Genomic DNA, 24,539 nt, shown 5'->3' with positions numbered 1-24,539 from the left:
TGGCTTTGACACACAAAAGCCAGCGCCTTGAGACGCTGGCCAGTACCCAGGGCTTATAGCCCTAGAGAAAACCACCCGTTCAACGGGTGGTTTTTATTTTGGCTAAAGGGTGGAAGATAAAATTCAGGTCTCATCTCAGTATTGGTAAGCATTCGCACCGTTAAATTAGTCTAAATTGGGCGTACTCCGGCTGCCAGAGATTCCGCCTGCTGTGGGGATGCTTCGGCCTGGAAGAACACCAGTCTTCTGGGGCCATCCCTGGCCTCCTCCGGCTCTGATTGTGTTTTATCAAGTAAACAGTTATTTAACGATTGTTGGTCCGGTCAATAACGATGGTTATAGGTTAGTCTCAATGTTGTCTTAGCGCACAACGTAAGCCGAGAGGTCGGCAGATATGGGCTCAGGCGCGTCGTTCTACTTAGTCAGTAAGTGGTTTGCTTACTGGCTTAGTAGAAAACCAAGCTTGTAGACTCGGTTCTTTCGAGGCTTCAAGTTGTGTTCGCACCGATCCAGCCCATATCTGCCGACCGGTAAGGCGAAGGGACTACTAGGTTGCCTAGTTTTAGTCCTACTGTTGTTGCTATAACAGGCAAGGCCTTGGAACTTGCAACCCTTAGTTCGTGTACTTGAACGGTAATTGATGGTGGAAGTTATCGAAGCCCGCAAAGATGGCGTCGATGCTGTCCGCGTCAATGAAGAGGTTCAGATTCTCTTGTGGGGCAAAGCCCTCATCGCAACATTTGTGCATCATCGCAACCAGTTCATCGAAATAGTGATCGATATTGAAGAGTGCAATGGGCTTTTGATGGACGTTGATCTGGCTCCAGGATAGCATGGTCGTGAACTCTTCAAAGGTACCGAAGCCACCGGGAAGGACAATAAAGGCATCTGATTGGCGGAGCATTTCGTCCTTCCGTTCGTCCATGGTCGCAGTTTCGATGAAGGTCGTGACATCTTCCTTGGCTAAGCCCATTTCGCGCAGAAAGGTCGGGATAATGCCGATGACTTCACCACCAGCCGCCATGGTCGAGGTGGCAATGGCGCCCATCAAGCCCTCCTTACCTCCACCGTAAACGACGGGATGATTATTCTCAGCCAGGTACTTTCCCAGCGCATTGGTTTGAATTAGGAATTGTGGGTCGTAGCCGTGGTTCGAGCCACAGAAGACGCACACATTTTTAATGGTTGACATATTAAAGGCCCCCAAAATTTAGATTTGGCATTATTATACCGCAATCTTTACGGAAAAGTTTGATGGACTGGCCGCCGGGACGTTGGATAAGTGGCTTAGTAAATGTTGGGACGCAACAATCGCATCCAGATTGTGAAAAGATTTGGTGAATTTTAAAATAAGGGTGTTTTTAATAAAGAGGTCTGTGGCCAACTCATGATACAACTGATACCAGCCAACGCCGGCCAAAGATCTCAATATGTCTGAGGATTTCGTACAAGGAGGAAGAGGACCATGACGATTGAAAAGGTAACCGTTGCCGGTGGTGGTACGTTAGGAAGTCAAATTGCTTATCAAACGGCCTACAGTGGGCTGGAGGTCACCGTCTATGATGTGAACGCTGCGGCCATCTCAGCGGCTAAACGGCGCATGGCAACCTGGGACCAATCCTACACGCGGGAAATGAATGCAACGCCAGCAGTTTTATTTGACACGAATGAACGCCTGCATTTCGCAACGGATCTCGCGACAGCCGTAGAAGATGCCGATCTGGTGATTGAAGCCATTCCAGAGGTATTGACCATCAAGAGTGCCTTTTACGGTGAACTCGCAAAAGTTGCACCAGCGAAAACAATCTTTGCGACCAACTCGTCGACATTAGTACCTAGCCAGTTTGCGGCCATGACCGGGCGACCAGAGAAGTTCTTAGCGTTACATTTTGCGAACCACATCTGGTCCAACAACATGACTGAGGTCATGGGGCATGCCGGCACGGATCCGGCGATTTATGAAGCGGGGGTCACCTTTGCCCGCCAGATTGGCATGGTGCCGATTCAATTAAAGAAGGAACAACCCGCCTACGTCCTCAATACCCTGTTGATTCCGTTTGTGGACGCCGCTTTGGTTCTATGGGCCAAGGGTGTGGCAGATACCGAGACCATCGACCGTGCGTGGATGATTGCAACGGGGGCGCCGATGGGGCCATTTGGCATCCTCGATGAGATTGGGTTACGGACCGCCTACAACATTATTTTGGCGGCCAGTGCGCAACCCGGTAAGGAATTTCTGGTGGACGTGGCCCATACGGTCAAAACAGATATGATCGAACAGAATCATTTGGGGCAAGAAAGCGGGGCGGGGTTCTATCGGTATCCCGATCCGGCGTACGCCCGGCCAGAATTTTTGAAGGGATAACTAAAAAGTCCCCTCAGCAACACCCTGTGCTCTGGGGTGCTGGTGAGGGGACTTTATTGATGAACTTATTTGCTAGGATCTTCCGGATCAGCGGGTTCGCCGATGTTGTAATCGTCGTTGCTCATGGCTTCAACGTTTCCCAAAAGGTAACCGTTACCGACCTGGGAGAAGAAGTCGTGGTTGGCAGTCGAGGTGGAAATTCCGTTCATGACAACGGGGTTCACATCGTCGGCCGTATCTGGAAACAGGGGATCTTGTCCCAAGTTCATCAGGGCCTTGTTAGCGTTGTAGCGAATAAACGTCAACACTTGTTCTGACCAACCGATTTGATCGTACAGCGTGTGGGTATACTTTTCCTCGTTGTCGTAGAGCTTGTAGAGGAAGTCGTACATCCAGTCCTTCATGGCCTGCTGTTCGTTATCGGTCAATTCCTTCATGCCCAACTGGAACTTGTAACCGATGTAGGTCCCATGGACGGATTCGTCACGCAAGATCAACTTGATAATTTCCGCCACGTTATTGAGCTTGTTGTGGCCCAGGTAGTAGAGTGGGGTGAAGAAGCCGGAGTAGAACAGGAACGTTTCCAAGAAGACACTGGAAATTTTCTTCTTCAACGGATGTTCGTCATCGTGGTAGAGGTCGTAGATCCGCTTGGTCTTGTTCTGCAAAAATTCTTCAGAATCGCTCCATTGGAAGATCTCATCGATTTCATCCGGTGTGTTCAGCGTGGAAAAAATGGTGGAGTAACTCTTCGCATGGACGGATTCCATGAATTGAATGTTGTTGAGGACGGCCGTTTCATGTGGTGTTCGCACATCGCGTCGCAGCGCTGCCATGCCATCTTGAGACTGAAGGGTGTCCAGCAGGGTTAACCCGCCAAAGACGTGGCCCACGACCCACTTGTGGTCCGTGTCCAGCGTCCGCCAGTCATCGAGGTCATTAGACACCGGAATCCGCGTGTCCAGCCAAAATTGTTCGGTTAATTTTTCCCAGGTCGCCTTGTCGATTTCATCGGAGACCTGGTTCCAGTTGATTGCTTGATAATTTTCTGTTCTTGCCATGCTACCACTCCTTTGATTGTTCGTGAGTGTTGCTTTGATTTGGAAATTTAGACTGAAATTGAACGGTTCTTGCTAGATAACGCAGCTTTCACATTGGTTGGCGCCAACTTCGTTATTGTCGTCGGTGAAGGTCCGAACGTAGTAGAGGGACTTGATGCCCTTACGGTAAGCGTAGTTCCGCAGAATGCTCAGATCCCGCGTGGTCATCTTGTCGGTCCGGCCATTCTTCCATTCATACAGGCCGGCTGGAATCGTGGACCGCATGAACAGGGTCAGACTCATCCCTTGGTCAACGTGTTTCTGAGCAGCGGCGTAAACGTCGATCACGCGGCGCATGTCGGTATCATAAGCGGACTTGTAATAAGGCATGGTTTCGTTGCTCAGGTAAGGGGCAGGGTAGTAGATCTTCCCAATCGTCTTTTCTTGGCGTTCCTCAATACGGTTGATGATGGGGTGCAGACTGGCCGTGGTGTCATTGATGTAGGAAATGGACCCGTTGGGCGCAACGGCCATCCGGTTTTGGTGATACAGGCCGTCAGTCATCACGTCAGCCTTTAAAGCGGCCCAATCTTCCGGTGAAGGCAGCCAAACGTTGGCGAAGAGACCTTGGACCTTCTTGGACGTTGGGCGCCAGTCTTTTTCGGTGTAACGGTCGAAGTAGGTACCAGAAGCGTAGGTACTCTTTTCAAAGTTGTGGAATGTTTCGTGACGTTCCTTGGCAATTTGGTTGGAAGCTTTTAGCGTCCAGTAGTTCAGTAACATGAAGTAGACGCTGGTAAAGGCGACACTGTCCTTGGAGCCGTACATCATTTGATTCTTGGCAAAGTAACTGTGCAGGCCCATGGCGCCTAACCCAATCGTGTGCGCCAGTTGATTCCCCTTTTGAATGGAAGGAACCACGTCAATATCGGAGTGGTCGGTCACAAATGTCAACGCCCGGACCATGGTTTCTACGGAATGGCCAAAGTCAGGGGAAGTCATGAGGTTTACGATGTTAGTGGAGCCGAGGTTACAAGAGATGTCGGTTCCTTTTTGAATATATTCCTGCTTGTTGTTGACGGTCGATGGCGTTTGCACCTGCATGATTTCAGAACACAGGTTACTCATGACGATGCGGCCGTCAATCGGGTTTTCCCGGTTAGCCGTGTCAATGTTGACGATGTAAGGGTAGCCGGATTCCTGTTGTAGTTTGCCAATATCAGTCTCTAGATCACGGGCCTTGAGCTTCTTCTTACGAATATCAGGGTTAGCGACCAAGTTGTCGTATTCCGCGGTGATATCCACGTAGGAGAAAGGTTTGCCGTAGATACGTTCGACATCGTAGGGGCTAAATAAGTACATGTCAGCATCGGCCTCACAGAGTTCATAGAACTTGTCGGGAACCGTGACCCCGAGGGATAGCGTCTTCAAGCGAATCTTTTCGTCGGCGTTTTCCTTCTTCGCGCCCAGAAAAGCCACGATGTCTGGGTGGAACACACTTAAATAAACGACACCGGCCCCTTGGCGTTGGCCGAGTTGGTTGGAGTAAGAGAAGCTGTCTTCCAACAATTTCATGACCGGAACCACACCGGAAGCGGCGCCTTCGATATGTTTGATAGGGTCGCCAGCACCGCGCAAATTGGAAAGACTGATGCCGACCCCACCACCGATCCGTGACAGTTGTAGTGCGGAGTTGATGGTCCGGCCAATCGTGTTCATGTCATCGGTCGATTGAATCAAGAAACAGGAGACTAACTCGCCGCGGCGTGAACGACCGGCATTTAAGAAGCTCGGTGTCGCCGGTTGGTAGCGTTGATGAATGATCTCGTCGGCCAAATCGTGGGCCAATTGCTGGTCCCCATCGGCAAAGTCCAGGGCGTTCATAGCGACCCGGTCGATGAAATTTTCCAGGTAGTAGTCATTGTCATCGGTTTTAAGCGCGTATTGGGCGTAGAACTTGTAGGCAGCCATGAAGGACTTGAAATGGAAGTCTTGGGACTTTAAGTAGGCGTAAAGGTCTTCGATGAAGCTCAGTGGATAGGCGTCAATCACTTTTTTTTCAATGTAGTTATTGGTAATTAAGTAGTCGAACCGGTCGCGGAGTGAATCAAATTTTTTGGTATTGGGGACGACATTTTCCTTTAGGAAGGCTTGGAGGGCTTCTTGGTCCTTATTTAACGGGATCTGTCCATTTACGGGGATGTTGATCTCGTTGTTCAAGTCGTAGTACGTGACATCTTTTAAGTCTTTTAAGCTCATACTGGTCGTCTCTTCCTCTCTGATAAGTCAAAGTGTGTAAGCAAGTTAAGTCAAATAAAAATGGCGACACCGTGAAAACAAACACGACGTCGCCAAGACGGGTTTGTGCCAGGCTAATTAGCCCGCAATCTTAGTTAATTGGTCGGGTCGGAACCCATAAAATGCGGGAAGACCGGGTGCTTCAACTACGGGAACCGCTTGAAAGCCTTGTTCCTTGAGATATGACACATATTCTGGGTTCTGATTGATGTTGCGTTCTTCAAAGTCCACGTTGTGTTCGCTGAGAAAACGCTTCGTCATCTTGCATTGCATACAGTTGTTTTTTGAGTAAATCGTTACTTTCATTGTTGCCACATCCTCTAATTTCAATATCAATGAACTTAGTGTACACCAGATATAGAAAATTTCAATCAAAAAAGACACCATATTTTGTAGTTGAAACATACAATAACTACTAAATATGGTGTCTAGCACGATAATCTTTTTTTATTAGCCACGGTGACCTATCTACGGTAAAATAAAGAGTAAAGGTGGCGGAGAATTTGACTAATCACTATTATACACAAAATCCAGACGTTTTACACGAAGAACAACACTGGCCATTTACCCTCTTAGGTAACGAATTGTTGTTTACCACCGACAACGGCGTCTTCTCGAAGAACCGGGTGGACTACGGATCACGGGTACTATTGGAAGCATTTAACGCGGACAAGACCCCGGCAGGCCCTTGGTTGGATTTAGGGACAGGTTACGGTCCGATTGGCTTGGCACTAGCAAAGCGCTGGCCAGAACGGCAAGTTACGATGGTCGACGTGAACGAATTAGCGCTGACTTTGGCACGACAAAATGCGGTGGCCAACCAGATTGAAAATGTGGAAATCAAGACCTCAGATATTTATGCCAACGTCACGCAGCGTTACGCGGCCATCATTACCAACCCGCCAGTGCGCGCCGGCAAACAGGTTGTCACGACGATGCTGGAAGAGGCGGCACAACATTTGTTGCCAGGCGGAACGCTGACGGTGGTCTTACAGAAAAAGCAAGGGGCCCCATCGGCTAAAAAACACATGGCGGAGACTTTTGGGAATTGTCAGATCTTGAAGAAGGATAAGGGCTACTACATTTTGGAAAGCACACTGAACTAACTAGTGGTGAAAGGAGGGGCCGACGTGCGCGAGAGAACGTACACGACGCAGCAACGTCATTATATGGAAGAAGCTTTGTTTGAAGCTGACCAGGCGGCCATTATCGGCGAGGTTCCCATTGGCGCAGTCATCGTGCATGACGGCCAAATTGTTGGCCGAGGGCACAATCTCCGTGAGCATGGCAACGATGCGACCCTTCATGCAGAAGTTCGGGCAATTGAGGAAGCCTGTGCGACCTTAAAGAGTTGGCGGCTCAATGATTGCCAGCTCTACGTGACGATTGAACCTTGTCTCATGTGCAGTGGGGCCATCGTTAATGCACGGATTCCGGAAGTCTTCTATGGCGCCCGTGACCCCAAGGCTGGAGCCGTGGATAGTCTGTACCAAACACTCACAGACGACCGCTTGAATCACGTGGTTACGGTTCATGAAGGCTTAATGGCCAAAGATGCGGGTGAACGCATGGTCAGCTTCTTCAAGGCTGCCCGCAAACGCCAAAAGGCGGCCAAAAAGGCGCGTAAGGCGGCACAACGAGCGGAAGGTTAAGCACCTAAAGGTTGCAATTTTAAAAACATCTGCGTGCGTTGATAGATTGAATTGCTGAAATATGGGCAACATGGTGTTAAATTGCCGCCTTACCGTTCGCTAAATTTGGCTCACTCACGGCTACGTAACTGGTAGGCCAAAACTATGTGTCATACCAGCGATTGATCACACCGGTATGGATAATCAGCTAACGTAACCGGAGGAGGTCAGAGATGTAGCCAGCTGTGTCGACGGTGTAAGCCGAGAATCGGCTTACACCGTGGGACGTGTTTGGAGACCGGTGATTTTCCGGGCTTCAAACCGAGCCGGAGGACCGTTTCTCAGGCCGCAGGCGGTCCCCACAGCAGGCGGAATCTCTGACAGCCGCAGGTGATCGCCAATATGACTGCTAGTTGATAAGTGAGTAGACAGAGTTGGGGAATCATGATACACTAGTATTTGCCGTTAAGGCCTTGAAGCAAGGGCGGGCCTACGAATCGTGTCAGGTCCGGAAGGAAGCAGCACTAAGTTCGTTTCGCTTTGTGCTTCAAGTTTATGAGCTAATTAATAACTCCTAGTCGTTGACTGGGAGTTTTTTCATACCCACAAATTTTTTTAAACTCCTATAAAAATAGAGTCAGCCGTTAAGTTGAGCACCTTAATTTCCCGTAAATACTTGCCGTCAATCCGTGACAGCTGCTGGGGAAAAAGGCTATAATTATACTCAGCGAATTTGAAGTAAAGGCGCATTGAGTCTCGAAATTTTCTTGTAAACTAAGGTTGAAAGATAAAATTCAGGTTTAACCATTGAAGAAAGGAACAGATTGCATGGCTTATCAAGCACTTTACCGGGTCTGGCGGCCCCAGCGTTTTGACGATATGATCGGGCAAGAGGTCATTACCCGGACGTTAAAAAACGCCATTACGACCAATCAAATTAGTCATGCCTACTTGTTTGCTGGCCCCCGGGGAACCGGGAAGACGTCGGCAGCCAAGATTTTTGCGAAGGCCATCAACTGTCATCACCAGCAGGACGGCGAGCCCTGCAATGAGTGTGACACCTGTAAGGCTATTACGGACGGGACGTTAAACGATGTCATTGAAATTGATGCGGCTTCCAACAACGGGGTCGAGGAAATTCGGGATATTCGGGACAAGGTAAAATATGCTCCAACCGTAGCCGACTACAAGGTGTACATTATCGATGAAGTCCACATGCTCTCGACCGGGGCATTTAACGCCTTATTGAAGACCCTTGAAGAACCACCGGCTAATGTGATTTTTATCTTAGCAACGACGGAACCACATAAGATTCCGGCGACGATTATTTCGCGGACCCAACGGTTTGATTTCAAACGAATCGCAGCCAACGACAGTTATCAACGCATGATCTACATTTTGGATCAGAAAAAAGTGACTTACGACGAACAGGCGGTTAAGGTCATTGCTAAGGCAGCCGAGGGTGGTATGCGAGATGCCTTGAGTATCCTGGATCAAGCCCTGTCTTTCGGTGACAATGAGATTACGCTGGACAACGCGTTGCTAGTTACCGGGAGCGTGACTCACGAACTGCTGGCAACCTATGTCCAACAGGTCCTCAATGGTGATACCAAGGCGGCATTGGCAACCTTACAATCGGTCTTGGAAGCTGGTAAGGACGCCGAACGGTTTACCGAAGACGTCATCAGCTATGCCAGAGACCTGTTGCTCTATCAACAGGCACCACAGTTGGTGGAAGAGGCCGAGATGGGAAGCGTGAGTGACGACTTCCAAGCTTTGGCGAAGAAGACGCCCGCGCAGACCATGTACGCCATGATCAACGAGCTAAATGCCATTCAACAACAGATGCGGTTCACGACCCATCCGGATATCTACTTGGAAATCTTGACCATCAAATTGGCTGAGATTGGCCATCAAAATGGTGCAACACCGGCTGAAACGACCGCTTCGGTGGCGCCGAATGCCGAGGCACCGCGTGCACCACAGCCAGCAGTCGGCACCAGTGAAGTGACGGAACTGCAACACGAGATTGATCAGTTACGCTCAGCTGTGAAGCATTTGGAACAGGCACCAAGTCCCGTTAAGGCTGCGGCGGCGCCTGCGAAACCACGAGTGACCAAGTCAGCACCGGCCAAGGAAGTCAATTTGGCGAAAATCTATCCAGTCTTGGGTTCGGCCACGCGAGAAAAGCTCAATCAGTTACAGGAAGTCTGGCCGGATCTATTGAATAGCCTGTCGATTACCCAACGGGCGGTCATGAAGGTCTCACAACCAGTCGCAGCGGCCAATTCTGGGGTCATCGTTGCCTTTGACTACTCCTTCCTGTATCAACGGGCCACGACCGATCATGAGTTGACCGATGCCTTGGAAAACGGGCTGGATCGGATGATTGGGACGGCTTTGCCGGTGGTCTTCGTACCTAAGGAAGATTGGCCTGGTATCCGGAAGACCTATTTGACGGCGCACAAAGCAGAGCTTCAAGCCAATGCGGATACGCCAGCTGAGCCGGAAAAGCCAGCAGCCAATCCGGTGGTCACCAAGGCCGAAGAACTCTTTGGTAAGGCTATTGTTAACGTAAAAGCAGATTAAAATTTGAAAGGATGATTACGATGCGGAACATGGGAAATATGGGGAACATGATGAAACAAATGCGGCAAATGCAAAAGAAGATGGAAGAGGACCAAAACAATCTGAACGCCCAAAGCTTTACGGGGACGTCACCAGATAGCATGGTTCAGGCAACCTTTACGGGTGACCGGAAGATGACTGATCTGACAATTAAGCCAGAGGCCATTGATCCCGATGATCCTGACATGTTGGCCGACCTGGTCTTGGCTGCCGTGAACGACGCCCTGGGTCAAATCGAATCAACTACCCAACAAACGTTAGGCAAGTACACGCAAGGAATGAACATTCCGGGGATGTAAGTTTAGAAAGGACGTTGTGACCTATGCAGTATCCAGAACCCATCGCCCAATTGATCGACAGCTACATGAAGTTGCCGGGCATTGGTCAAAAGTCGGCAACCCGGCTGGCGTTCTTTACCATTGACATGGCAGAAGACGACGTCACGGCGTTTTCTAAAGCGCTGGTCTCCGCAAAACGAGACCTCCATTTTTGTTCGATCTGTGGCAACATTACCGAAAGTGACCCGTGTTCCATCTGCACGGACAAGACGCGAGATCAGTCTCACGTGTTGGTCGTTGAGCAGGCTAAGGACATTATGGTCATGGAGAAGATGAAGGAATATCATGGCTTGTACCACGTGTTACAAGGGGTCATGTCACCCATCGAAGGCAAGGGGCCAGAAGATCTAAACATTGCCAGCCTGATCAACCGACTCCAGAAGAATCCGGCCATTAAGGAAGTTATCATCGCTACTAACGCCACACCAGAGGGTGAAGCCACGGCGATGTATCTGTCACGACTGATCAAACCAGCCGGCATTAAGGTGACACGTTTAGCCCATGGCCTGTCCGTGGGGAGCGACATTGAATACGCCGATGAAATGACGCTATTTAAGGCGGTTGAAGGTCGAACCGAAATGTAAGGGGGAATCGCGGATGTTTGGGAAAAAGAAGCGGCAACTTCCGCGATTGAAGGCGGCATATGATGAACAGCTCCTGTTGAGCATTGATGCAGCCAAAGATCGCTGGGACCACGCCAAACAAACAGAAGAGGCCATCGCGGATGCCGACAATGAAATGACGGCGAACACGGCATTGGCACGGCAAACGTATCTCTTCTTGTATCGCGAAGCGCGGCGTCGTCAAGTTAAAGGACAACATATCTCAGCTGCGGTGTTCCGCGACTAAGTGATTAAAAATAATTTTGGAAGTCATCCTTTGGGGTGGCTTTTTTTAGTTGGTCAGGAGATTACGGTTATTTTTAGGCTAAGGCCAAAATTTGATCCCCTAAATTGACGAAAGATTTGCAGTTTGTCTAAATTACTTTCTGGAAAAATGGTAAGATGAAAATGGAACTAGGTGAAATGGTTTATACATTATTAGTATAAATGAATTTAACGATAAGTTAGCAACCCTCAAATGTTTTTTTCAAAAGTAAATCATTGTGACAACAAGTTGGCGGCCGACTTTTCGTTCGGATTGAATCGAAAATAAGCTGAATAAGTTTATTATTTTTGGAAGCGGTTTAACAGCCAATCAACTTGGTGTATTCAGAAAAAGGCAATCAACTTTAAAAATGAGTTTATAAAATTTGCTCGTCTAATTAAGGTGCATGTCTTAGCGGTGACTGGCACAGACAACGGTCCATTGACATCAGATTTCTGAGGAAGGAAAGCACATGCGATTAAAATGGCAATTTGGAATAGTGTTTCTGAGCGTTGGCCTGTTACTGGGAGGGTGTCGGTCGAAGACGGTTACGGAAACGCCGCCTAAGACAACGCCAACAACGTTTGTTCGTTCAACGTCCATTCATTCGGCGACGGATCGACAAAACCAGCGACAACTTGCTAATTTTGTCTCGGCCAAGTTGAAGACCTCACAAGGCATCTACACAAATTATGTGGATACGTCTCGGCGAACGGCTGACGCGGCAACGGGTCATGAGCTGTTAAGCGAATCGGCTGGCATGTGGCTTGAGTATTTGGCAACGCAACACGATTACCAGCAATTTCGAACGTTCTATCAAGCCACGGTCAAGACGTTTGGGAGCCACGGTCAGTTTAGCTATCGCTATGACCCTCGCAGTCGGAAGCGGTTTGCCGTCAACGCGACACTGGATGATTTGCGCATCATTCGTGCACTCAATCTCTATGATGCGTTAACTAAGACTAAGCGTTACCAGCAGACGGCGGCCAATCACTTTGCAACGTTACAAGCCGGTGCACTGAAAAATGGTCGGCTATATGATTACTATGATCCACAGACCAAGCAAACGGCAAAGACCAGCAGTCTGGCTTACTTCGATTTTAAAACGCTTAAATATTATGAGCAGGGTAGCCGGACCGGGAAAAAGGCCTATAAGGAGCAGTTAAAGGTTGTTCATGGTGGTTATTTAGGAAACGTATTCCCGTTGTACGCCGCAAGTTTTAGCTGGCAACAACTGACCTATTCGACGAAAAATTTGAATACATCGGAAGCCTTAGAAACATTGCTCCATTTGGCGGAAATCGGTGAGCTCAAGGCAACAAGTCGAACTTGGTTGGCCCAACAAGTTAAGGGCCACAAGTTGTATAACGGGTATTCAACGGCGGGAAGTGTTACGGATAATGGTCAGTCCACGGCGAATTATGCGTTGGCCGCGATGGTCTTTGCCACGGCAGGTGACCGGGCCAACTACCGTCAAGCCATGCGATGGGTGTGGCAAGGGCAGGTCGTGACGCAGTCGTCGCCGATCTTCGGTGGTATTGGAAATGCAAAAACCAAACAGAGTTATTCGTACAGTAACCTGACCGCGCTAAACGCTGCGGGGTATTAAAAGTTAAAGGAAGGGACTTGCCAAGATGAAACGATTTAAACAATTCAGGCTAACGGCTTGGCAGGCTTTTACGCGGCAAGTGTCACCGGCAATGTTGGCGACGATTTTAGCTGGCCTAGTGGTGGGATTCCTCTTGTTCGTGCCCCCTTTACGTGGCTTAGCGGATGATGGAACGTTTCCACAGATTTTGGCCAACAATGGTCTCTACCGCTTGAGTGGGTATCAGACGACGACCTATGTTAATCCGCAGCTGGGCATTATGCGGTACTTTAATGAATTGCGGGGGACGAGTTTTACTGCACAAACACTCTTTATCCAAGTGGCAATTCTGGTGAATAAACTGGTCCACAGCCAAACTGTTTTTGACGTGCGGTTTTTAGGACTGACCTATACTGGGCCATATCTTGGCAGAATCTATTTACTGACCAAGGCACTGACCCAGCCGTATCGTCGAATCCGTAGCTACTTTTTAGCAGTGGCCGTTGTCTTGGTCTTTGCTGATGCGGCGTTTATTCTGAGTTTTAATTCTTTTTATGCAACACCGGTAATGGTGATTGGGATGCTATATGTTGTAGCGACGACCTTACTCGTGGCCCGGCTACGAACCATGAATTGGCGGCTAGTAATTGGCTTTTTTGGCGGTGTGGCTCTGCTCGTGACGGCAACACCACAGAATGGGCTGTTAGTCCTGTGCTTTGTGATTGCTAGTGGCGGTTTCTTCTTTGTGGTGACTCGCGGTTCACGGTGGCTGTGGTTATTGGCAGGACTCCTGATGCTGCTGATTCTAGGTGGTTTGAGTTATACCTCACTTTCTAGTGAACAACGGGCCATGAACCGTTATCAGTCCTTTACGCATGGGGTATTAACGCAGGACACCGATGCGAGTCAGTCACTTGAGCATAGCGGAATCAGTCCGCAATATGGGCTAATGAAGGACGAAGACTATTACCCAACCGCCTTCACTGCCCAACGACCAAGCAGTCGTTCTGTACAGCGGCACCTGATTCAACGCTACACGGGCGTGTGGGTCAGCCGTTACTATCTTCAGCATCCGCGCCAGTTCTTGACGCTCCTGGACCTAGCTGCGAGTGACATGATGATGACGCAGAACAAGTCAGTGGGAGATTATCAAAAAGGAGCGGGTAAGGCTCCCGGGGCCCAGGTGACACTCTTTACCAGTTTTAGTGCGGCTGCAGGTAGCTTCTTTCCCGAGCGTTTTGCCTTCAATGTACTTCTAGTCGTGGCCCTGCTCATGATCTTTGCTGTAGGTGTCTACAACGACTTACGAGCTCAGCGAGTCGCCAGTGTCGTGCGCTTCTTCTTAGTGTGTGGGCTACTTCTAATTTTTATCAGCGTACCTATTATGGCAATTATTGGGGGTGGGACAACGGCGCTGGCCCAGCGGCTGCTGATGGTGCCCTTGAGTATTGACATGGTCCTGCTTATCTTTCTAGCAGATATGCTGAATCACCGTCTCTGGCATGCAGATGATGCGGAAACGGAGGTGTAGGTCATGCGAAAATGGTGGCAAGGTTTACTGGTTATCTTGGCGCTAACTTGTGGGTTGTGGGGGCTAGCGAAACCCGCACAGGCTGCATCACGGCGGGTACTTATCGTGTATGATGCATTGAATCCCAAACAACAGGGACAAAAAAAGTTGGTTGCTGTGCAGCGATTACTTGCAAGCGCTGGTGTCAAAACGCAAACGGAGCAGTTGACGACTTATCGGGCAGGGCAATTAACAACGCGACGGTATCAAGGCGTTGTGACCTTGAACAATTGGTCGGCCGGTCATTTAAAGAATCCAGCCTTCATTCGCGACCGCGATACTTTTACCGGCCAACAACTCCACATTGGGCCAGGACTTGATGCGGCTGAGACTGGTCGCTTGCGGGCAAAACGTGTAACGGTTCGGCATCAGCAATTTCTGTTGAAACACCAACGTAATTGGCAGCTCTTACCGTTCAGTGAAGATGTCACGCTACTGAAGACGAGAAAAGGGGCGCGAAATTTTGGAACGTTGACCACGCAACGGACAAGCCTGGCGGACCATCCGTATGGCACTGTAGTGGGGACTCAGGGTTACCTGCCATATTTGGAGCCACAAGGATTGAGCTTGCTGGTAGCGATGCAGACGGTGGCGACATTGTTTGGCCGGCAGCGGGCCCAAGCCCCGTTATTAACGATTACCGGGGTGACACCTTACAGTGACCTCAAACGTGTTCGGCGGTTGGCACAGCACTTGGCTGCCGATGGAATCCCATTTGCACTGAGTACGACAACCGTGGCCAATAACACATCAATGCGAGCGTTTACGCGCTTCACTGCGACGCTGCGGTATGTAGAACGGCATCACGGGGTCATTTTTCTACAGGCACCAGTCGTGGGTGCGGCAAACGCGCAGAGCAGAAACACGCTTGAACAAGTGATGGTGGCTGAGTTGAATCAATTAGGACAGCGACAGGTTATTCCGGTGGGAATCAGCGCGCCAGCCTACTGGAATCAGGATCGGACCTTACAACGCTATGGTTTACAGCGAGCAAGTGACGTCTTGCTCCTGCCCAACCCAACGACGACAGCGTTTGTACAACGGGATAATTTGGGTGCAACCCATAGAACGACCTGGTATGGGGTGACGTGGCAGTCTTTACAAACAGTGCGTAACGGGCAGATTCAGCAGGTTACTCCCGCACTGCCAATGGCCGTCACAGTTCAGTTACCAACATCTGCGAAGCAAGAGACAGCCCTGCTGCAGCAATTACGGCACACACATATCACGTGGTACGCTCCACAAAAGCAAATGCGGACCCGTTTGCTGAGTGCTTCCGCGACGTTTGGCTACCACAAAGGCATTTATTATCTGAATGGCAGTCCAGTCAAAATACGGACCCGAGCGACTGGCGTCCCCAATTATCATTTTGAACGTAAGAATTTTGTTGCGCTGAGTGGTTATTTTAAAGTTCAGGGGTGGATTCTGATGGCATTCTTTGTCATCACCACGATTGTGTTGGGGATATTCCTCTTCTTGGGTCGTCGAATCTACCGCCGGATGTTTATGCGAAAGTAGCTGACGGTACTGAGCATTAGTGTATCAACGAAGGAGGTTAGGCTTGTCATGAGTGTGTTGGACTACTTTGTGTTTGTCGCCATTGTCGCTATCTGGGGAATCTTGGTCGTTAATCTTATCTTGACCATGGCCGGGTATTTGCAGTATCTAAAGATTGTGCGGACACCAGACCCCCAGTTACCCAAGGATGTGCCGTTCGTGACCATCATGGTACCGGCGCACAATGAGGGAATCGTGATCGTCAAGACGGTACTTTCATTACTGAACTTTGATTACCCTCACGATCGCTACGAGATTATCGTGATCAACGACAATTCCAGCGATAACTCGGCCGAGCTCTTACAGGGCATTCAGAAGACTTATCCAGAACGAAACCTGGAAGTTATTAATACGGATAAGCAGACTGGCGGGAAGGGCAAATCAAACGCCCTCAACATCGCGCTGAAGCAGGCAAAGGGCAGTATCATTTCCGTTTACGACGCCGATAACACACCGGAACGTCCGGCCCTGCGCCTGTTAGTAGCTGAACTCTTACAGGATGACGGCTACGGTGCGGTCATCGGTAAGTTTCGGACGCGAAATAAGAATGCGTCCCTATTGACGCGATTTATCAATGTTGAAACGCTGTCGTTTCAGTGGATGGCACAGGCCGGTCGGCTACGCTTGTTCAAGCTTTGCACGATTCCCGGAACGAATTACGTGATTCGGCGATCGTTATTGGAAAAGATCGGTGGTTGGGATACGAAAGCCTTAGCCGAGGATACGGAAATTAGTTTTCGGATTTATCGACTAGGCTATCGGATCAATTTTCAACCGCGTGCAGTCACCTGGGAACAGGAACCACAAACGTTGGATGTGTGGTTTCACCAGCGGACACGCTGGGTCAAGGGCAACATCTACGTCATTTTGAAGAACTTGCCGTTGGTCTTTCGCAAGACCGGCCGACCGATTCGGTTTGACCTGTTGTACTTCTTGTCGATCTATTTTCTGCTGATGACATCGTTGTTGTTATCCGATTCGGTTTTTGTCCTGTCGGTCGCGGGAATCGCACATTCGAACCTGCGCGGGTTCAATAACACCCTGTGGCTTTTTGCCATCGTGTTGTTCGTGATCAGTACTTTTGTGACCATCACGACCGAAAAGGGTGAAATGACGTTGAGTAATTTGATGATTATAATTTTTATGTACGTCGTCTACAGTCAAATGTGGCTCGCTGTGGCGGCCTATGGAATGGTGGGGTATATCCGTGAACAAGTCTTTCATCAACAAGCTAAGTGGTATAAAACGAAGCGTTATCAGTAAAGTCGGCCTGTGCCTGATAGGTGGACTACTCGGACTGGTTGGCATAGGTGATGCGCAGGCCGCATCGTGGTCGACGTATACGCAGCCGTTTCAAAACAGCACGACCAGTCTGTCTGGTCAAACAGTTCAGACCAGCACATACTTTGTCAAGATGGACTATTGGCGCATGCATCGGGCAACGCTAAACCTGAACTTTCAGATCTCACAGTTGTCGAATCGGCAATTGTCAGATCTGACGGTCACTTTAAATGGGGTCAAGTTCTACTCGTTTCGGCCAAAGAATCAGATCGGCTTGCAGACCAAGTCCATCGAGATCCCACTACGACTCCTGCAGGGCGAGAATGAAGTGCAAGTGAGTGGTCAAATCTTGACAACTAAGCATAAAAAAGCCACGCAGGATTATCGCTTGGCGCAGACGCCTGCCAATTGGTTGACGATCGACAGGCGATCGTCTGTGAATTGCCAATATCGGTTGAAACAGCCGACCCGCAATATTGATTCTTTCTACGATCACTTTTCTGGGGCAGACACGATTGTCAATCGGCAGGCGGTCATTCGAGTGCCTAATCAGGCGTCGAATGCAGAGCTTGCGGCTAGTATGTATGCATTGACTGGAGAGGCACGCGTGATTACGACGAACGATCAGCAGATTCCGGTGACGACCTTTGCTGATAAGGCTGGCCGGTCGGCGGACTATCAACTGATTGTTGCGACCTATGATCACTTACCAGCACAATTTAAACAGTTATTTAACCGGGCAACGCTGAAAAACCGGGGCATGCTGCAACGAGTTGATCGTCAGGGCAAGCACTATTTAGTCGTGACGGCGTTGACGGGAAAGTTGTTAGCCAAGGCGGCCCGCTTTGTCGCTAATTCGGAATTGATGACGGAAACGGCGCATCCCAACGCCGATGTTACGGCGGCGACTAAGACGTTTACGTCGTCCTTGAATTATAGCGGTCACTATCAATTAACAACGACTAGCGATAGGTTGACGGGGGCCGGACATCAGGAGCAAAGCTATTTTGTGCGTCTCCCAATTGACCGTAATAATGCTGATGGTTCAACGATTACGGTTCATCTTCGGTATGCGCGTAATCTGGACTTCAAGGCGGCACTCGCGACGGTCTATATCAATGGTACAGCGATTGGCAGTCACCATTTGACTGCCAAACGGGCGGATGATGATCACTTTACGGTCACCCTGCCTAAGGGAATGGCGTTGGGAAACAGCTTTACGGTCAGAATTGGATTGGACTTGCCGGTCACACAGCAATCAGCGACGACTGAATCGCCGTGGGCTAGCATTGAACCAACTTCTGTGTCCAGAATCAAGTCGGCACCAGGAACTGATCTGCTCTTCAGTAATTACCCCAATCTCTTCTTGCGACAGTCAACTTATGACCAGTTAGCGGTTATGCGACCGCGGACAATGACAGCGGCCGATTATCGAACGCTGACCAACCTTTTTAACTTAATTGGAAATTACGCCGAAAGTAACCGGGGAACCATTACCTTTTACGACCAGCAGCCGCAACGGTCTATCCTAAAACACAGTAACGTGATTGCTTTTGGAACACCCAAGCAAAATGCGTTGATTGCCAGCCTGAATTCAAAGCTCTACTTTAAATTCAATCACGCCCGAACGGGTTTTGTTTCTAATGAGAAGCTGAGTATTGAACAACGCTACGGGCAGACTTTGGGGACGGCACAACTCTTGCGGTCACCATTTAATACGAAACGGGGATTGTTAGTGGTGACTGGGCCGCAGCCCAACCAAGCCTATTTAGCATCGACGCAGTTGAACACGCAGAAAAACATCGCCCAGTATGCAGGGGATGCCATTGTCGTCGATCAAAACAATCAGCATCTTGGCTACCGATTCAAGAAAAATAAATTGATTGATGTCAGTGCGAACCGACGACAGCAGCTTGATCGTCATGCCCAACTTTTGATTTATTTGGGGATTGCGTTGGGAATTGTGATCGTCATTTTGGTTGCAACGTTGGTGCTTTTGCGACACTATCGTCTTCTAGGAAAGGGGCGGCGTCATGATTAGACATGCAGGTCGAGACAGTTGGTTGACGGATATCTATTTGATCTTATTTCTGGCGTTACTAGGTGGATTAGGAATCGGCATGGCCGCTACCCATACCCATTTTCTATTAATCAACGTCCTTTTTTTAGGGGTGACCTTTTGCTTGATTTTACTCACGTATTTTTCGGGAATGATCACTGGGTTGCTGGTTAACTTGGCGTTCATCTTTGGTCAGATTATTTTTGCCATTTACGAGGAACAGTTGAATTCTCAGGACTTTATCTGGAGTCTGACCTATTGGCTGGTCATGCCATTGTTGCTATCGGTGACGTTCTATGGCATGACGGTGCATGCCCGGCGACTGCAAACGGAGAACGCCAAGCTACGGAGTGATTTGGTTGAACGGGGGGCCTTTGACGAGGCTACGAATCTGCGGACAACGGTGTCTTACATTGAAGATACGGCGGTCTTTACCGAAACCAATCGGCGTTTTGATTTGCCCGTTACGACCATGATCGTCCGCATCCGTTACTTTCAAGAGATGCGCAGCATGGTTAGCGACACCCAGATGACGGCATTGCTAAAGCTGGTGTCAGCAACCATTAAGGACGCCATGCGGACCAATGACATCACATACCTCATTGATCGCAATAACCCAACGTGGGCGGTATTACTCTTTACTAATTCTGCTGGGGCTAATATTGCTGCCAAACGAATTAAAGACAAATTTAAGGCAGCCTTGCCGAAAGAGACAGAGCTAACCAATCTAGAAGTTCGGTTAGTCGTCGGCGTTGCCAGCTGGAATCCAGAGAAGATGAAGAATCCGTATGACTTGATGAACGCAGGAATCAAGGAGACGGAGTATGATGTGTAGGGTAGCTAAACGTTGTTGCTACCTGGCATGGAACATTTCTTCATTAAAGTAGCCTAAATTGACCGCGTTCTGGCTGCCGGGGATTCCGCCTGCCGATCGGTAAGGCGATGCTAACCACCATATTGCCTAGTTTAGTTTGTCGTTAGAACAGGCATGACCGGTAACTTGGCGCCTAAATCAATCAATTTCCCAAGGAAAAATGGGAGAAGGCTGGCACTGCAAATAGACATCAATTCTGAATTCAAGTACAATATACCTATCAATCAAAAATGGGGTCGAGTATTTTGTCAGGAACGTTTATTAGTTTTGAAGGACCAGACGGCGCCGGGAAAACCAGTGCTTTGAACACGATTACGGCGCAGATTCAGCCCTTATTGGGTGACCGGCTGACGATTACCAGAGAACCCGGTGGCAACCCGATTTCAGAGAGTATTCGGGCGATTATTCTGGACCGGGCGAATACGGACATGGATTACCGGACCGAAGCCTTATTATATGCGGCAGCGCGGCGGCAACACTTGGCACAGACGATTCTACCGGCCTTAACGGCTGACAAACTCGTCTTGTGTGATCGGTATGTGGACAGCTCGGTGGCCTACCAGGGGGCTGGCCGCCAGATTGGTGAGGCCGAGGTTGCCCGCATGAATGAATTTGCAACTGATGGTTTGTTACCTGACCTGACGATCTATTTCGATGTACCGGCCGAAGTTGGTCTGAAACGTATTCAGGCACATCGGGACCCGAATAAGGTCGACCGCCTCGACGTTGAACAAGCGGCCTTCCATGATCGGGTTCGCGCGGCTTACTTACGGCTACAAGCTGCCCATCCGGAACGGATTAAGCTGATCGATGCCACGCAGGCGCCAGACCAAGTTGTCGCGCAGGCATTGACTTTAATTAAACAGACGGCACAGCGTTATTTTTAAAATCGGCATTTGAGGGAGGAATTTAAATGAAATTATTGATTGCAATCGTTCAAGATAAGGACGCCAATCGCCTTAGCAACCAGTTTATCGACAACGACATTCGGGCAACGCGTCTTTCCACGACTGGGGGCTTTTTGAAGTCTGGCAACACGACGTTTATGATTGGGTTGGAAGATGAACGGGTCGATGAAGTCTTAGACATGATCAAGGCGGCCAGTCATACCCGGCAACAGTTTATGACACCACCAGTTAATTTTGATGCGCAATTAGACAGCACATCTTCATACCCAGTCGAAGTACAAGTTGGTGGGGCGACGGTCTTCGTCTTACCCGTTGACCAGTTCCACCGCTTTTAGGAGGTCTCATGACGGAAGAAACCGTAGTTGCCACGATTCAGCGTCTACAACCAGAGCTGACGACTCATTTTATGCACCTGGTACAGACCAATCATCTTGCGCACGCTTATTTATTTAATGGTGCCGATGGGACTGGCCGTCAGGAACTAGCTACGGTGATTGCGATGCGACTGTTCTGCCAGCATGTTACTGCTGAGGGGTTACCCTGTGGTCAGTGTGCCGAATGTCGCCGAATTTTGGCGGGCGACCATCCTGATGTTGTCAGCGTCATTCCAGATGGACAACGCATCAAAGTTGATCAGGTCCGTTACCTGAAGTCGGAGTTCACCAAGAGCGCCGTGGAAGGCAATCAGAAAATTTTTATCGTTGATCAGGTCGACCGAATGACCACGGGGGCAGCCAATAGTCTGCTGAAATTTATTGAGGAACCCGTAGGTAACACGGTTGCCCTCCTGTTAACGGCCAACAAAAATTTGATTTTGCCCACGATTTTGTCGCGAACGCAGGTGGTGGATTTCTTACAGGTGGCCCCGCAGGCGTTTGCCCAAGCCTTGGAGAAGGCCGGAGTGGCACCTAGCCAACGGTATCTGCTTGCAACCCTGACGGAAAGTGTCAGTGCGGCACAGGAGTTGACGGCCGATGACTGGTTAAAGGATGCACAAACCAAGGTCGGTCAGTGGTTCAGTGCTTGTACGCAGGGGGATGAACGGGCCTTTGTGCGGGTGCAAACGGAACTCTTACCGTTAGCACTGAATCGTGACCGCCAAGGTGTGTTGCTGGATATGCTGGTGCAGGTCTGGCACGATGCATTACGTCAACAGACGGGCCAAGTCGCCAGTGATGACCTGGCCTTTCCGCAGGTGGCAACCGCTAGTCAGCAGGTGGGCCAACGGCTGAGTATTGATCAGTTGGTGAATGTGATGACCCTGACGCTTGCGACCCGGAGTCAATTGGCCGGCAACATGAATTTTCAGACGATCTTAGAGGCATTAACACTTCAGATTTTGGCGCAAGTCACGCGCTAGCTTAGTTTAGCAGGGAGGGGTGGCAATTGGATAAACAAGAAGTTTACGAGCAATTTAAAAGCTTAGAGGACCAGTTACAGCAAATGTCCGCCCAGTTCAGTGACTTACAGACTGAAATGACGCAGGTGTTTGAGCACAATGCCGAGTTGGAAATCGAAAACCAGCGGTTACGTGACCTGGTACGGGAACTGCAAAAGACCTTACCAGAGGACCCGGAGACCCCCCAAGGACTCTCCAAGTCGCGCCAGATTTTGGAAAAACTCTATGAAGAGGGCTTTCACGTCTGCCGTGAATTTTACGGGACGCGCCGCAAACAAGACGAAGAGTGCGCCTTTTGCTTAGAAGTTATTTATCGTGATCAGTAGGAGGTCAGCACCACATGGAACGACGACGAAGTTTTCAAGCCGAGGCAATTGGCCATCTTTATTTAGTACCTACGCCCATCGGTAACCTTGACGACATGACCTTTCGGGCGGTTAAGACCCTGAAGGATGCGGATCTGATTGCCGCTGAGGACACGCGCAATACCCAGAAATTATTAAATCATTTTGAGATTGAAACCAAACAAATCAGTTTTCACGAACACAATACACAAGAACGAATTCCGCAATTGGTCGCGAAATTACAAGCGGGGATGCAGATTGCTCAAGTCAGTGATGCCGGTATGCCGTCCATTTCCGACCCTGGCCACGAATTGGTTAACGCTTGTATCGACGCGCACATTCCAGTCGTGCCGTTACCTGGGGCCAACGCTGGGTTGACCGCGTTGATTGCATCTGGGTTAGCACCACAGCCGTTTTATTTCTACGGTTTCCTGGACCGCAAGCCAAAGGACCAACGCTCAGAAATTGACAGTTTGGCGCAACGGCCGGAAACATTGATCTTCTATGAAGCCCCTCATCGGTTGAAGAAGACGTTACAAAATTTGGCAGATGGTTTTGGCGATGACCGGCCAGCGGTACTTTGTCGTGAGTTGACGAAACGTTACGAAGAATTCTTACGCGGGAGCTTAGCCGAACTGGCTGAGTGGGCCGCAACGGACACGGTTCGAGGGGAATTCGTGGTCTTGGTGGGGGGCAACCCGGCACCAACGACCACTGCAACGACGGCCGTTGACCTGAGTGAACCCATTGAAGTGCAAGTCGATCGGTTAATCGCTGCCGGTGACAAGCCGAATGCGGCCATCAAAGAGGTCGCTAACCTGCGTGGGTTAAAGAAACAAGAGGTCTACCGGACCTATCATCATTTAGACGAGGAGTGACCTAGGTGGCTGCAAACGAATTTTCTGAAAAACATCGCATCGTCTATTATGAGGCCGATGACACCGACCAGTTAACCTTGGCGAAGCTCATTGACCTCTTTGTCTTGGTCTCCGAAGATCAAAACGCTGATCTCGGCATTACGACCGCAAAGATTCAAAGCTTGGGCGTGGGTTGGGTCGTCACCCAGTACCACGTTCAAATTGACCGGCTACCCCGGACGGGCGAGACGGTTACCGTTAAGACCCGGGCCACGGCTTATAACCGCTACTTTGCATACCGCGAGTATTGGTTGCTCGATGCGACGGGGAAACAACTGGCGTACGGTGAGGGTATCTGGGTGACGATGAGTTATGAGACGCGTAAGATTGCGACGATCCCGGCCGAAATCATGGCGCCCTATCATAGTGACCCCGTGACCCGGTTACCGCGGTTGCCACGACCAGACAAGGATGATGTTACGGCAACGAGCCACGTGAAGCCTTATACGGTTCGGTACTTCGACATCGATCACAATGGTCATGTGAATAACGCCCACTACTTCGACTGGATGTTGGACACTTTGCCCGCAGAGTTTTTGCGGCACCATCACGCAACGGACGTTCGGATTCGGTTTGAAAATGAAGTCAAATACGGCCAGCAGGTGACTAGTACGGTCACGCAACCAGCGTCTACGACGACACAGCACACGGTCAGCTTCGGCACAACGACGGCCGTTCGTGCCACGGTTCAATGGACAGATTAAGGTGTTCGGTTGGCTGGCCAGCCGATGGACTAGCAGTCAATCTTTAGCTTTTGGGAAAAGTAAGCAGGGAAGGTGTTGTTCCCCCTGCTTTGTGGTAGTATAGTAAACTGATAAAGTCAGTAAACGGAAAAAAGTAACCGAACTATTAAAATGAAGCGGTGGAGTGTCATG

The 24,539-nt window shown here is 49.7% G+C and carries 23 protein-coding genes and 1 other RNA gene; 20 read left to right on the top strand and 4 right to left on the bottom strand.

Features of this window, described 5'->3' with window-relative positions; genetic code table 11:
* Nucleotides 1-613: 613 nt before the first annotated feature.
* Nucleotides 614-1,192 (bottom strand): LOG family protein, encoded by a 579-nt coding sequence (locus FAY32_RS08225; protein WP_143462959.1) that lies wholly within the window; start codon nucleotides 1,190-1,192, stop codon nucleotides 614-616.
* A 273-nt stretch (nucleotides 1,193-1,465) separates the two neighbouring features.
* On the opposite strand from FAY32_RS08225, the gene FAY32_RS08220 reads away from it, so the two are divergent.
* Nucleotides 1,466-2,365: a 3-hydroxyacyl-CoA dehydrogenase gene (locus tag FAY32_RS08220; RefSeq protein ID WP_143462958.1), complete on the top strand. Its 900-nt coding sequence runs from the start codon at nucleotides 1,466-1,468 to the stop codon at nucleotides 2,363-2,365.
* 65 nt (nucleotides 2,366-2,430) lie between these two features.
* Here the strand turns inward: FAY32_RS08220 and nrdF are convergent, their stop codons facing one another.
* The 3 genes from nrdF to FAY32_RS08205 all read right to left on the bottom strand — a co-directional run bounded on the left by nrdF (nucleotide 2,431) and on the right by FAY32_RS08205 (nucleotide 6,009).
* Nucleotides 2,431-3,426, bottom strand: coding sequence for a class 1b ribonucleoside-diphosphate reductase subunit beta (nrdF, locus tag FAY32_RS08215; RefSeq protein ID WP_143462957.1), 996 nt, complete (start codon nucleotides 3,424-3,426; stop codon nucleotides 2,431-2,433).
* Nucleotides 3,427-3,498: 72 nt separating this feature from the next.
* Nucleotides 3,499-5,664 carry a class 1b ribonucleoside-diphosphate reductase subunit alpha gene (gene nrdE, locus FAY32_RS08210; protein ID WP_143462956.1) on the bottom strand — a complete coding sequence of 722 codons (2,166 nt, stop codon included), beginning with the start codon at nucleotides 5,662-5,664 and terminating at the stop codon, nucleotides 3,499-3,501.
* Between the two features lie 117 nt (nucleotides 5,665-5,781).
* A complete protein-coding gene (locus FAY32_RS08205; protein WP_048732442.1) occupies nucleotides 5,782-6,009 on the bottom strand; it encodes a redoxin NrdH in 228 nt (75 codons plus the stop codon).
* Between the two features lie 197 nt (nucleotides 6,010-6,206).
* Between FAY32_RS08205 and FAY32_RS08200 the strand changes: the two genes are divergently transcribed.
* From FAY32_RS08200 to FAY32_RS08110, 19 genes are all read left to right on the top strand, one after another.
* Nucleotides 6,207-6,809, top strand: coding sequence for a class I SAM-dependent methyltransferase (locus FAY32_RS08200; RefSeq protein WP_143462955.1), 603 nt, complete (start codon nucleotides 6,207-6,209; stop codon nucleotides 6,807-6,809).
* Nucleotides 6,810-6,833: 24 nt separating this feature from the next.
* Nucleotides 6,834-7,355 (top strand): tRNA adenosine(34) deaminase TadA, encoded by a 522-nt coding sequence (tadA, locus tag FAY32_RS08195; RefSeq protein ID WP_143462954.1) that lies wholly within the window; start codon nucleotides 6,834-6,836, stop codon nucleotides 7,353-7,355.
* 449 nt (nucleotides 7,356-7,804) lie between these two features.
* Nucleotides 7,805-7,891: signal recognition particle sRNA small type (ffs, locus tag FAY32_RS08190), an RNA gene on the top strand.
* A gap of 271 nt (nucleotides 7,892-8,162) precedes the next feature.
* A complete protein-coding gene (gene dnaX / locus FAY32_RS08185; protein ID WP_143462953.1) occupies nucleotides 8,163-9,923 on the top strand; it encodes a DNA polymerase III subunit gamma/tau in 1,761 nt (586 codons plus the stop codon).
* A 20-nt stretch (nucleotides 9,924-9,943) separates the two neighbouring features.
* On the top strand, nucleotides 9,944-10,261 hold the full coding sequence (locus FAY32_RS08180) for a YbaB/EbfC family nucleoid-associated protein (protein ID WP_143462952.1): 318 nt from the start codon (nucleotides 9,944-9,946) through the stop codon (nucleotides 10,259-10,261).
* Between the two features lie 23 nt (nucleotides 10,262-10,284).
* Nucleotides 10,285-10,884 carry a recombination mediator RecR gene (gene recR / locus FAY32_RS08175; protein WP_143462951.1) on the top strand — a complete coding sequence of 200 codons (600 nt, stop codon included), beginning with the start codon at nucleotides 10,285-10,287 and terminating at the stop codon, nucleotides 10,882-10,884.
* Nucleotides 10,885-10,897: 13 nt separating this feature from the next.
* Entirely contained in the window at nucleotides 10,898-11,149 is a 252-nt protein-coding gene (locus tag FAY32_RS08170; protein WP_143462950.1) for a YaaL family protein, read from the top strand.
* A 490-nt stretch (nucleotides 11,150-11,639) separates the two neighbouring features.
* Complete coding sequence (locus FAY32_RS08165) at nucleotides 11,640-12,776, top strand: glycosyl hydrolase family 8 (protein WP_191988163.1); 1,137 nt, start codon at nucleotides 11,640-11,642, stop codon at nucleotides 12,774-12,776.
* A gap of 25 nt (nucleotides 12,777-12,801) precedes the next feature.
* Entirely contained in the window at nucleotides 12,802-14,286 is a 1,485-nt protein-coding gene (wsfD, locus tag FAY32_RS08160) for a glycan biosynthesis hexose transferase WsfD (RefSeq protein WP_143462949.1), read from the top strand.
* A 3-nt stretch (nucleotides 14,287-14,289) separates the two neighbouring features.
* Nucleotides 14,290-15,843, top strand: a complete 1,554-nt coding sequence (locus FAY32_RS08155; RefSeq protein WP_143462948.1) for a hypothetical protein — start codon at nucleotides 14,290-14,292, stop codon at nucleotides 15,841-15,843.
* Nucleotides 15,844-15,891: 48 nt separating this feature from the next.
* Nucleotides 15,892-17,145, top strand: coding sequence for a glycosyltransferase (locus FAY32_RS08150; protein WP_143462947.1), 1,254 nt, complete (start codon nucleotides 15,892-15,894; stop codon nucleotides 17,143-17,145).
* On the top strand, nucleotides 17,090-19,204 hold the full coding sequence (locus FAY32_RS08145) for a cellulose biosynthesis cyclic di-GMP-binding regulatory protein BcsB (protein WP_318635486.1): 2,115 nt from the start codon (nucleotides 17,090-17,092) through the stop codon (nucleotides 19,202-19,204). The genes FAY32_RS08150 and FAY32_RS08145 overlap by 56 nt, the downstream gene beginning before the upstream one ends.
* Nucleotides 19,197-20,057 (top strand): diguanylate cyclase, encoded by an 861-nt coding sequence (locus FAY32_RS08140; RefSeq protein WP_143462945.1) that lies wholly within the window; start codon nucleotides 19,197-19,199, stop codon nucleotides 20,055-20,057. The genes FAY32_RS08145 and FAY32_RS08140 overlap by 8 nt, the downstream gene beginning before the upstream one ends.
* 284 nt (nucleotides 20,058-20,341) lie before the next feature.
* Nucleotides 20,342-20,983, top strand: a complete 642-nt coding sequence (tmk, locus tag FAY32_RS08135) for a dTMP kinase (protein WP_318635485.1) — start codon at nucleotides 20,342-20,344, stop codon at nucleotides 20,981-20,983.
* A gap of 26 nt (nucleotides 20,984-21,009) precedes the next feature.
* Nucleotides 21,010-21,339 carry a cyclic-di-AMP receptor gene (locus FAY32_RS08130; protein ID WP_143462943.1) on the top strand — a complete coding sequence of 110 codons (330 nt, stop codon included), beginning with the start codon at nucleotides 21,010-21,012 and terminating at the stop codon, nucleotides 21,337-21,339.
* Between the two features lie 8 nt (nucleotides 21,340-21,347).
* On the top strand, nucleotides 21,348-22,364 hold the full coding sequence (holB, locus tag FAY32_RS08125) for a DNA polymerase III subunit delta' (RefSeq protein WP_143462942.1): 1,017 nt from the start codon (nucleotides 21,348-21,350) through the stop codon (nucleotides 22,362-22,364).
* A 26-nt stretch (nucleotides 22,365-22,390) separates the two neighbouring features.
* The gene (locus FAY32_RS08120) at nucleotides 22,391-22,729 is read left to right on the top strand and encodes a DNA replication initiation control protein YabA (RefSeq protein WP_143462941.1); all 339 of its coding nucleotides are present in this window, start codon (nucleotides 22,391-22,393) and stop codon (nucleotides 22,727-22,729) included.
* A 14-nt stretch (nucleotides 22,730-22,743) separates the two neighbouring features.
* Entirely contained in the window at nucleotides 22,744-23,625 is an 882-nt protein-coding gene (rsmI, locus tag FAY32_RS08115) for a 16S rRNA (cytidine(1402)-2'-O)-methyltransferase (protein ID WP_143462940.1), read from the top strand.
* A gap of 5 nt (nucleotides 23,626-23,630) precedes the next feature.
* Nucleotides 23,631-24,368, top strand: a complete 738-nt coding sequence (locus FAY32_RS08110) for an acyl-[acyl-carrier-protein] thioesterase (protein ID WP_143462939.1) — start codon at nucleotides 23,631-23,633, stop codon at nucleotides 24,366-24,368.
* Nucleotides 24,369-24,539: the final 171 nt, after the last annotated feature.

The sequence above is a fragment of the Levilactobacillus enshiensis genome (assembly GCF_007115095.1).
GTDB lineage: Bacteria > Bacillota > Bacilli > Lactobacillales > Lactobacillaceae > Levilactobacillus > Levilactobacillus enshiensis.
The sequence above is the reverse complement of the archived record's forward strand: the minus strand, read 5'-3'. Positions and strand labels throughout refer to the sequence as shown.